Origin of the sequence: Nonomuraea sp. NPDC050643 (assembly GCF_040654715.1) — a bacterium.
Lineage (GTDB): Bacteria > Actinomycetota > Actinomycetes > Streptosporangiales > Streptosporangiaceae > Nonomuraea.
In genome coordinates, this window is sequence record NZ_JBFAIM010000143.1 from 1 (window position 1) to 8,155 (window position 8,155).

Sequence of the window (8,155 nt, forward strand, 5' to 3'; positions counted from 1 at the left end):
CTACTACGTCCGCAACCCGGCCAAGCTGACCCGCATCGGCTCCGAAACCCCGCTCACCCTGCGATCAACACGGTGACAACCCGTCCCGCAACCGCGCAGAACCTCGTGCTGCGCGGCACGGTCGAGCCCGCCGATGGCGGAATCGACCACGCCGAACACATCTCAGCCAGATCCATGACCAGGAGGCCCTTGATGACGAAGAGCGTCGCCGGCGAACTCGCCGGCCTGGAACTGCCGGTCGAGCGGGGCTGCCCGTTCGCCCCGCCCGCCGCCTACGAGCGACTGCGCGAGCAGGCGCCGATCAGCAAGGTCCGCCTGACCAGCGGCGGCCAGGCATGGTGGGTGTCCGGGCATGAGGAGGCCCGGACCGTCCTGGCCGACCCCCGCTTCTCCTCCGACCGGCGCAAGGACGGCTTCCCGCTCTTCAACCTCGACGCGGCGACCCTGCGGCAACTGCGCAGCCAGCCACAGTTGATGATCGGCATGGACGGCGGCGAACACGCCGCGGCCCGCCGCCCGGTGATCGGCGAGTTCACCATCAAGCGCCTGGCCGCGCTGCGCCCGCGCATCCAGGACATCGTCGACCACTTCATCGACGCCCTACTCGCCACCGACCAGCGGCCGGTCGACCTGGTGCAGGCGCTGTCCCTGCCGGTGCCGTCCCTGGTGATCTGCGAACTGCTCGGCGTCCCCTACACCGACCACGACTTCTTCCAAAGCCGCACCACCATGATGGTAAGCCGGACCTCCTCACCGCAGGAGCGCCGGCAGGCCTTCACCGAAGTGCGCGCCTACCTCGACGACCTGGTCACCCGCAAGGAGGCCGAACCCGGCGACGACCTGTTCGGCCGGCAGATCGCCCGGCAACGCCAGAACGGCGCCCTCGACCACGCGGGCCTGGTGAGCCTGGCCTTCCTGCTGCTGACCGCCGGACACGAGACCACCGCGAACATGATCTCGCTCGGCGTGGTCGGGCTGCTCACCCACCCCGAGCAACTGGCCCTGATCAAGACCGACCCGGGCAGGACGCCCATGGCCGTGGAGGAACTGCTGCGCTACTTCACCATCGCCGACGGGGTCACCTCCCGGGTCGCCACCGAAGACATGGAGATCGGCGGGGCGAGCATCCGGGCCGGCGAGGGTGTCATCGTCTCGGCCCTGTCGGCCAACTGGGACCCGGCGGCGTTCAAGGACCCGGCCGACCTGGACGTCGACCGCGGGGCCCGCCACCACCTCGCCTTCGGCTTCGGCCCGCACCAGTGTCTCGGCCAGAACCTGGCCCGGATGGAACTGCAGATCGTCTTCGACACGCTGTTCCGCCGCATCCCTGCCCTGCGGCTCGCCGTACCGGTCGATGACCTGCCGTTCAAGAACGACGCCGTCATCTACGGCGCCCACGAACTCCCGGTCACCTGGTGAGCAGGACATGATGCGGATCAAAGCGGACACCGACCTCTGCGTCGGCTCCGGCCAGTGCACCCTGACCGAGCCGACCGTCTTCGACCAGGACGACGACGGCCTCGTGACCCTGCTGACCGACCACCCCGACGACCAGAGCGCGGCCCAGGCACGCCACGCCGTCACCCTGTGCCCATCCCGAGCCTTATCCATCGTGCAGGAGTAAGCCCTACCCGGGCGGGCCACGCGTCCGTGTCAAGAGAGGGGTGACATAGGCCGGAGCTTGCCTCCAGTTCATCCGAGCCGGAGGCAAGACGAACCGGGATCTGGGCACACCGACCAGTCACCCCTCCACCGGCGCCTCACCTGCCCTGAGGTGGGCATGCCGTGTCACGCAGGTTCAGTCCCTGGTCCCGGTAATGCAGAGCCAGCGCGAGCACGTAGGAGCCCTTGATCCCTCCTGCGAGGACCTCCGGCCCGACATCAGACGCCTTCCGCCGCCACGGGTGGCTACGAACGCTCCACTCTGCGAAATGGATCGCAGCCGGTCATGGAGGGCCGGGCGTCTCGTCTTTTCATGTGAGCACGACGAACGGAGACCTCATGAAGATCTTCCTTGCCGGAGCATCCGGTGCCATCGGCAGCCAGATCGTTGTCCAACTCGTGGCGCGCGGCCATGAGGTCGTAGGCACGACCCGCTCGGCCGCCAAGACCGGTGCTCTGCGCGTACTCGGTGCCGAGCCGGTCGTCGTCGACGCGCTCGACCGTGAGTCGGTGGCCGACGCGGTGGCCAAGGCGGAGCCGGAGGTGATCGTGCACCAGCTCACCGCGCTGAGCGGACCGATCAACTTCCGGCAGTACAAGCTGATGGCGGCCGCGACCAACCGGCTGCGCACCGAGGGCACCGACCACCTGCTGGCCGCTGCGCGCGCCGTCGGTGTCCGCAGGTTCGTGGCGCAGAGCAACGCTCAGTGGATGGAACGCATCGGCGGGCCGGTCGCCGGCGAGAACGGCCGGATCGAGCCGAACCCGCCTGCCGATGCGGCGGAGGCGGTGGCCGCCCTGAGCTACCTGGAGAACTCGGTGACCGGCATCACCTGGGCTGAGGGCATCGCGCTTCGCTACGGCGGTTTCTACGGCCCGGGGACCAGCATCAGCAGCGCGCCGGACGCCGAGATGGCCGAGCAGGTCCGCAAGCGGAAGTCCCCGATCGTCGGTGACGGCGGCGGGGTGTTGTCGCTGGTGCACATCACCGACGCTGCGTCGGCCACGGTCGCGGCCGTCGAACGCGGCCGGGCCGGGATCTACCATGTCGCCGACGACGAGCCGGCACCCGTGCGCGACTGGCTCCCGGGCCTGGCCCGCGCACTTGGCGCCAAGCCGCCGCGCCGCGTACCGGCCTGGCTCGTGCGCGCGCTGGCCGGTACGGCCGCGGTGGACATGATGACGCGCGCCCGCGGGATCTCCAGCGAGAAGACCAAGCGCGAACTGGACTGGACGCTGCAGTATCCAAGCTGGCGCACGGGCTTCACCACAGGATTGCAATAGCCGACATGTCCGCCTCGGACCTGGCCCGCGAGCTGGCCCGCGAGCGTTCGCCATCGCCTGCCACATGCTCGGCAGGCTGCCCGAGCCGCTCGTCACCGGCCCGACGGTTGCGCATCTGCATGCCGTTGCCTTGCACGTACTCGATGGAGGGGTGCAACTGCCGCTCCATCGCGTCAGCGCCTCGGTCACATTGTCGGCGTGGCGGGCCAGCATGGAGCCCAGCAGGTCGGCTCCGGCCATCCCGGTCGAGACGCCCATTCCCGCATACAGCGTCACGCCCGCGTCACCGACGAGCACCACCCGGTGTTCATGAGGGCGATGAGGGACATCAGGACGGTGAGCTGGTCCTCGCCGTAGTGCTTGGCGGCGTCCAGTCCATGCCTTTGCGGTGACACCGCCGCGGCGTCGGCCGAGTTCGGTGCCGCCGGCCAGCCAGCCGCCATCGATGGTGAACACGCTGCCCGCGATGAACGACGCGCTCTCGCCTGCCAGGAACGCGTTGACTCGGATACCGACCGGTCCCAGTTCCAAGGCAGCCGATTTGACCAATCCGAGCACACCGCGCTTCGACGCTGTGGTCCGGGACTTTCAGTAGGCCGGGTTGACCTCGGCGGCGTGCACCCGGACCAGGATCTCCGTTGGACCGGGGCTCGGGCGATCCACTTCGACTTCGGTGAGGACCTCCGGACCGCCCCAGGATCGCGGGCTCATCGCGCGCATCCGTGCGCCGGCGAGCGTGCTGTCATTCATCAGATGTCCCGTTTCTGCTCATAGAACGTCTCAGTGTTGTGCGGTGCGGAACCGGACCGAATGCAGAGCCGACGGCCGCGGGCCGCTGCCCGCTGTCCACATGCGGCTGGTGGCGTCCGATATTCGGGAGCGGTTCAACGCAACGCGGGTGCTGCGCCTGGCCGCGGCCGGCGTCGGGGTCACCACCGGGTGATGAGCGGCGTGTCCGGTTCGTGCTGCCGCCAGGCTTGGGTGAGGCGGGCGAGGCGGGTGGGGGCGGCGATGCCGCGCACGGTGGCGATCTTGCCGTGGGTGATGTCGAACGCCACGGTGCCGATGACCTGGTCGCCGACCACGAAGAGGATGGCGGGGGCGCCGTTGACGGGCGCGTAGTGGATGGCGGGCGTGCCGCCGGCAAGTCGCCGTTTGGCGGGTGTGGATTTGAAGCCGGCCCGTACGACCGCGGCGATGCGCTGCGCGGTGTCGTACCGCAGCAGCGTCTGGGTCAGGCCGGCGCCGTCGGAGATCGCGGTCGCGTCGTCGGTGAGCAGCGCCGCCAGTCGTTCGGTGCGGCCTGAGGCGGCGGCGGCGAGGAACTCCTCGACGATCCTGCGGGCGGATGCCGGATCGACTTCGCCGCCGCGGCGGCGCGCGGCGGTGATGCGGCGCCGGGCCCGGTGGAGGTGCTGCTGGCTCGCGGACTCGGTGATGTCGAGGATCTCGGCGATCTCGGCGTGGCTGTGGGAGAACGCTTCGCGCAGAAGGTAGACGGCCCGCTCCAGGGGTGACAGGCGCTCCATGAGAGTCAGCACGGCCAGGGAGACCGATTCGCGCTGCTCGAACGTGTCGGCCGGGCCGAGCATTGGGTCGCCGTCGAGGAGCGGTTCGGGCAGCCAGGCGCCGGCGGTGCGTTCGCGGCGGGCTTGCGCCGAGCGGAGCCGGTCGAGGCACAGGTTGGTGACGACCTTGGTCAGCCATGCCTCCGGCACCTTGATCCGCTGCCGGTCGGCGGCCTGCCAGTGCAAGAACGCATCCTGAACGGCGTCTTCGGCGTCGGCGGCCGAGCCCAGCAGCCGGTAAGCCAGTGAGACCAGCCGGTTGCGACTGGCCTCGAACCGACCGGTGTCGAAGCGATCAGTGGCGGTGCTGTCCACGCGGACCACCCTAGACAGACGGCTACGCGAGCGCCTTCGCGGCGGACACATACGGCACGGCGGCCAGACGGCGCCTGCGCTTGGGCACGCCGAACGTCGGGTGCGCGTTGGCCCACAGCGAGACCTTGAGGATGCCCGCTTTGACCCGCGCGGCCGTCCGACCGCCCACATAAGTCGGCTTTGCCTGCCCTTCGTCGTCGACCATCTGCAGGATCCCGTCCCGTCGCCCGAGGCTGATGTGGTTGTAGGAGTAGACCAACTTGGTCTTCGCAATCTTGCGGCCGATCAGGCGTCCCACGATCGCGTGGATCGCCTGCCCGCCGGTGAAGCCGGCCGAAGCGCAGGACATCGGCAGCGGTCGGCCGTTGTCACCGATGGCGTGGGCGCTGTCGCCGGCGGCGTAGACGTTCGGATGCGAGACCGACCGCATGGTGCGATCGACGACGATCCGACCGTTCTCGGTGACCTCCAGCCCGCTGGCGGCCGCGATGGGGCTGACCGCGAACCCGGCCGTCCACACGGTTGCGTCGGACGCCAGGGCGGTGCCGTCGGCGCACAACACCCGCGTCGCTTCGACGGCCTCGACGCTGGTGTGCTCCAGGACGGTGACACCCAGCCGGTCGCAGGCCCGGCGCAGGTGGCCGCGGGCTCCGGCGGACAGCCGGGCGCCCAGCTCACCACGGGCGATGAGCGTCACCGACAGGCCCGGCCGGGCTTCGGCGATCTCGGTGGCGGTCTCGATGCCGGTCAACCCGTCGCCGACGACCAGCACACTCCCGCCTTCGCCCCGCCTGCTCAGGCTGTCCAGGCGCTCGCGCAGGCGTAGCGCCGAGGGCCGGGCGGCGACATCAAAGGCGTGCTCGGCCACGCCGGGGACACCGCCGTCGTCGCCGTGGCTGCCGAGCGTGTAGACAAGCGTGTCGTAGCCGAGGTCACCGCCGCCGTCGGCGTCGGCCACGGCGACGACCTGGCGCTCGGGGTCCACGGCGGTGACACGGGCCACGCGCAGCCGGATCCCCGTGCCCGCGAAGACGTCGGCGAGCTTCTGGGCCTCGATCTCATGGCCGGCCGCGAATTGGTGCAGCCGCAGCCGCTCGACGAAGTCCGGCTCGGCGTTGACCACGGTGATCTCGGTGTCCGCCGGGGACAGTCGGCGGGTCAGGTTCCCGGCCACGTAGACCCCGGCATAGCCGGCGCCGAGGACGACGATGCGGTGCTTCATGTGTTGCTCCTGTCGGCTGGCTTGCTTCCGGTTAGTTGAGCGGAACAGAGCCCCGATTGCTGACAGGAACCGCATGTGTCATGGGTCACAGAGCGACAGGAGCGCCGCCCAACGACGCTCGCGACGCCGAGGCGGCGTGGCCACTGTGCACCGTGGCCACGGATAGGAGTCCGAGGCTCTTGATGGGAGTTCAGGCCAGGCCGAGCATGTTCGGGGTGACCACGGCACGGGCGGCGTCGGTGACGTGTCGTGCCCGCAAGTGCCGCGCGGTGTTCTGGACGCGGAGTTCAACGAGATCTTCGGGCGACTGCAGTCGCATCGAGAGCGCCGTACACGTGTGCGGGACCACGATCACGGTGCGGCTGGTGACGGCAGAGTCGGCAGGTGAGACTGCGGCGTCTGGCTGACCCGAGTGCCCGGCTAGCTGACAGGGCATCACCTGCCGGTCGGCTCCTTGCGGCTGTGGTGGCCTCGGCAAGGTCACCGGGCGGGTCTCGAATGAGACAGTTCGCTCCACTCACCGTGATAGCTGGGTCAGTTCAGATCTTCGGCGATCGACCAGCCGCGGCTGCCGCCGATCTTGGCGAGCTGCCTGGCGCAGCACCGCGATCCGCTCACGCGCGTCCGGCCCAGCGATCCCGATCGTGACGCGCTCATCGGTTGCGCGATAGCTGGTCCGCCGATCGCCTGCCGCGACCCGGCACGCCGCGTTGATGGCGGCTCGCAACCGGGCCACTTTTCGTGGATCACCTGGCCCGCCGAACCCTTCGATCGTCACGAACGAGAATAGGGGTGCGAGACGCGGGCCGTCCTGTCGCTTGACGGCGTCCAACTCTTCCTGATCGGCACTCAGATCCTTCAGGATCCTGTCCCGGTCGACCGAGCTGATCAGCCTGCGACCGAGCCAGTCAGGCCAGCCGTCCGGCCGAGTCGGCACCACCCGCACCGGCTCGAACGGTGGCGGTGCGCGGGGAGGTCGTGGTCGGCGTGGACGACGCGCCCGAATGCGAACCGGCCCTCGCCTACGCCTTCGGGCAGGCGAAGCTGCGTGGCGCCACGCTGCGGGCCGTGCACGCCTGGCAGCTGCCGGTGCACGCGTTCGCGCCGGAGGCCGCCTACGACATGGACGAGGTCCGCGCGGCCCAGCACCAGGTCGTCCGCGATCGGGTCGAGGCGTTGCGCGCGACGTACCCGGAGGTGAGGTTGATCGAGGACATCCCGGCGGCGCACCCGGTGGATGCGCTGACCGACGCCTCAGAGCGCGCCGACCTGCTGGTGGTGGGGTCGCACAGGGGCGGAGCCCTGGGCTCGCTGCTGCTCGGCTCGGTCAGCCGCGGCGTCCCGCACCACGCCCACCGCCCGGTCGCGGTGGTACGCGCGTTGATGCCGGGACCTACAGCCCTGGCATCCGGGACATTCGCCGCTACGACGCGAGGCCGCCGTGCGCGACGCTGCAGACAGAGGTGAGGAGGACATCATGGGGGAGAATGCGATCACTGAGTAGTGGACCACGGCGAACTCCTCCAGTCGCCCGCGGGCGAGTGCGCGTTCTGCTGCCTGTGCGGCATCGGCGAGGGCTCGCTCGCGTTCGGCCGCCGCGTAGAAGTCCAGGATCGACGTGGTTCCGTCTCGGCCGTCGAAGCGCAGGACGATGAGCTCCCTCATGTGGTCGATCATGAGCACCGTGGCGTCACTGTGCGAGCCCGCCTTGCCGCAGTTGGCATAGAAAGGATATCGAGCACCGCGACCTGCGAAAACGCGCTGCTGATCGTTATCGCGCCGGATTTATCCCGCCATGTTCGAGCCGAAACCAGCCGTGCGTTTCACCAGCCCTCGTCCATCACCCTCGGGTTCACTCGCTCTGATGAACCCTCACCGCGGGCGCCCCTGAATTCAGCAACGGACGCGCGAATCTCGCATTGGATGCGAACCTGCGATGGGTCGCCGAACCCGGCCTGACCTGCGGCGGGTCCCTTGGCGTTGAATCCCGGCCTGATAGTCCCAAGACCCGGTGTCGGTGGAGATCGTTAGGGTTCGGTGCATGTCTGATGAGCGCATGATGCGTGGTCATGTGGGCCATTCGCATGGTCGTGCCACCTACTCC

The 8,155-nt window shown here is 69.4% G+C and carries 11 protein-coding genes; 4 read left to right on the plus strand and 7 right to left on the minus strand.

All coding sequences use genetic code 11. From position 1 onward, the window contains the following. The first annotated feature begins 192 nt into the window (after positions 1 to 192). From AB0I15_RS66275 to AB0I15_RS66285, 3 genes are all read left to right on the plus strand, one after another. Positions 193 to 1,419, plus strand: a complete 1,227-nt coding sequence (locus tag AB0I15_RS66275; protein ID WP_358120933.1) for a cytochrome P450 — start codon at positions 193 to 195, stop codon at positions 1,417 to 1,419. Positions 1,420 to 1,426: 7 nt separating this feature from the next. Then, on the plus strand, positions 1,427 to 1,624 hold the full coding sequence (locus AB0I15_RS66280; RefSeq protein WP_358120936.1) for a (4Fe-4S)-binding protein: 198 nt from the start codon (positions 1,427 to 1,429) through the stop codon (positions 1,622 to 1,624). Positions 1,625 to 2,001: 377 nt separating this feature from the next. Beyond that, positions 2,002 to 2,946: an NAD(P)-dependent oxidoreductase gene (locus AB0I15_RS66285; protein ID WP_358120939.1), complete on the plus strand. Its 945-nt coding sequence runs from the start codon at positions 2,002 to 2,004 to the stop codon at positions 2,944 to 2,946. Here the strand turns inward: AB0I15_RS66285 and AB0I15_RS66290 are convergent. The 7 genes from AB0I15_RS66290 to AB0I15_RS66320 form a co-directional block, all read right to left on the minus strand. Beyond that, positions 2,927 to 3,115, minus strand: coding sequence for a hypothetical protein (locus AB0I15_RS66290; RefSeq protein WP_358120942.1), 189 nt, complete (start codon positions 3,113 to 3,115; stop codon positions 2,927 to 2,929). The two genes, AB0I15_RS66285 and AB0I15_RS66290, sit on opposite strands and share 20 nt — an antisense overlap. 103 nt (positions 3,116 to 3,218) lie before the next feature. Then, entirely contained in the window at positions 3,219 to 3,341 is a 123-nt protein-coding gene (locus tag AB0I15_RS66295) for a hypothetical protein (protein ID WP_358120944.1), read from the minus strand. Positions 3,342 to 3,534: 193 nt separating this feature from the next. Beyond that, positions 3,535 to 3,696, minus strand: a complete 162-nt coding sequence (locus AB0I15_RS66300) for a hypothetical protein (protein WP_358120947.1) — start codon at positions 3,694 to 3,696, stop codon at positions 3,535 to 3,537. Between the two features lie 179 nt (positions 3,697 to 3,875). Continuing rightward, on the minus strand, positions 3,876 to 4,829 hold the full coding sequence (locus AB0I15_RS66305) for a sigma-70 family RNA polymerase sigma factor (protein ID WP_358120950.1): 954 nt from the start codon (positions 4,827 to 4,829) through the stop codon (positions 3,876 to 3,878). 22 nt (positions 4,830 to 4,851) lie between these two features. Next, positions 4,852 to 6,051 carry an FAD-dependent oxidoreductase gene (locus AB0I15_RS66310; RefSeq protein WP_358120953.1) on the minus strand — a complete coding sequence of 400 codons (1,200 nt, stop codon included), beginning with the start codon at positions 6,049 to 6,051 and terminating at the stop codon, positions 4,852 to 4,854. A gap of 190 nt (positions 6,052 to 6,241) precedes the next feature. Continuing rightward, positions 6,242 to 6,370, minus strand: a complete 129-nt coding sequence (locus tag AB0I15_RS66315) for a hypothetical protein (protein WP_358120956.1) — start codon at positions 6,368 to 6,370, stop codon at positions 6,242 to 6,244. A gap of 198 nt (positions 6,371 to 6,568) precedes the next feature. Beyond that, positions 6,569 to 6,997 carry a hypothetical protein gene (locus AB0I15_RS66320; protein WP_358120959.1) on the minus strand — a complete coding sequence of 143 codons (429 nt, stop codon included), beginning with the start codon at positions 6,995 to 6,997 and terminating at the stop codon, positions 6,569 to 6,571. 11 nt (positions 6,998 to 7,008) lie between these two features. On the opposite strand from AB0I15_RS66320, the gene AB0I15_RS66325 reads away from it, so the two are divergent. Then, positions 7,009 to 7,518, plus strand: a complete 510-nt coding sequence (locus AB0I15_RS66325; protein WP_358120962.1) for a universal stress protein — start codon at positions 7,009 to 7,011, stop codon at positions 7,516 to 7,518. Positions 7,519 to 8,155: the final 637 nt, after the last annotated feature.

Excerpts from the sequence above, each read along its gene's own strand:
- AB0I15_RS66275 (WP_358120933.1), top strand. The coding sequence starts at position 193 with ATGACGAAGAGCGTCGCCGGCGAACTCGCCGGCCTGGAACTGCCGGTC.
- AB0I15_RS66280 (WP_358120936.1), top strand. The coding sequence starts at position 1,427 with ATGATGCGGATCAAAGCGGACACCGACCTCTGCGTCGGCTCCGGCCAG.
- AB0I15_RS66285 (WP_358120939.1), top strand. The coding sequence starts at position 2,002 with ATGAAGATCTTCCTTGCCGGAGCATCCGGTGCCATCGGCAGCCAGATC.
- AB0I15_RS66290 (WP_358120942.1), bottom strand. The coding sequence starts at position 3,115 with ATGGAGCGGCAGTTGCACCCCTCCATCGAGTACGTGCAAGGCAACGGC.
- AB0I15_RS66300 (WP_358120947.1), bottom strand. The coding sequence starts at position 3,696 with ATGAATGACAGCACGCTCGCCGGCGCACGGATGCGCGCGATGAGCCCG.
- AB0I15_RS66310 (WP_358120953.1), bottom strand. The coding sequence starts at position 6,051 with ATGAAGCACCGCATCGTCGTCCTCGGCGCCGGCTATGCCGGGGTCTAC.
- AB0I15_RS66315 (WP_358120956.1), bottom strand. The coding sequence starts at position 6,370 with ATGCGACTGCAGTCGCCCGAAGATCTCGTTGAACTCCGCGTCCAGAAC.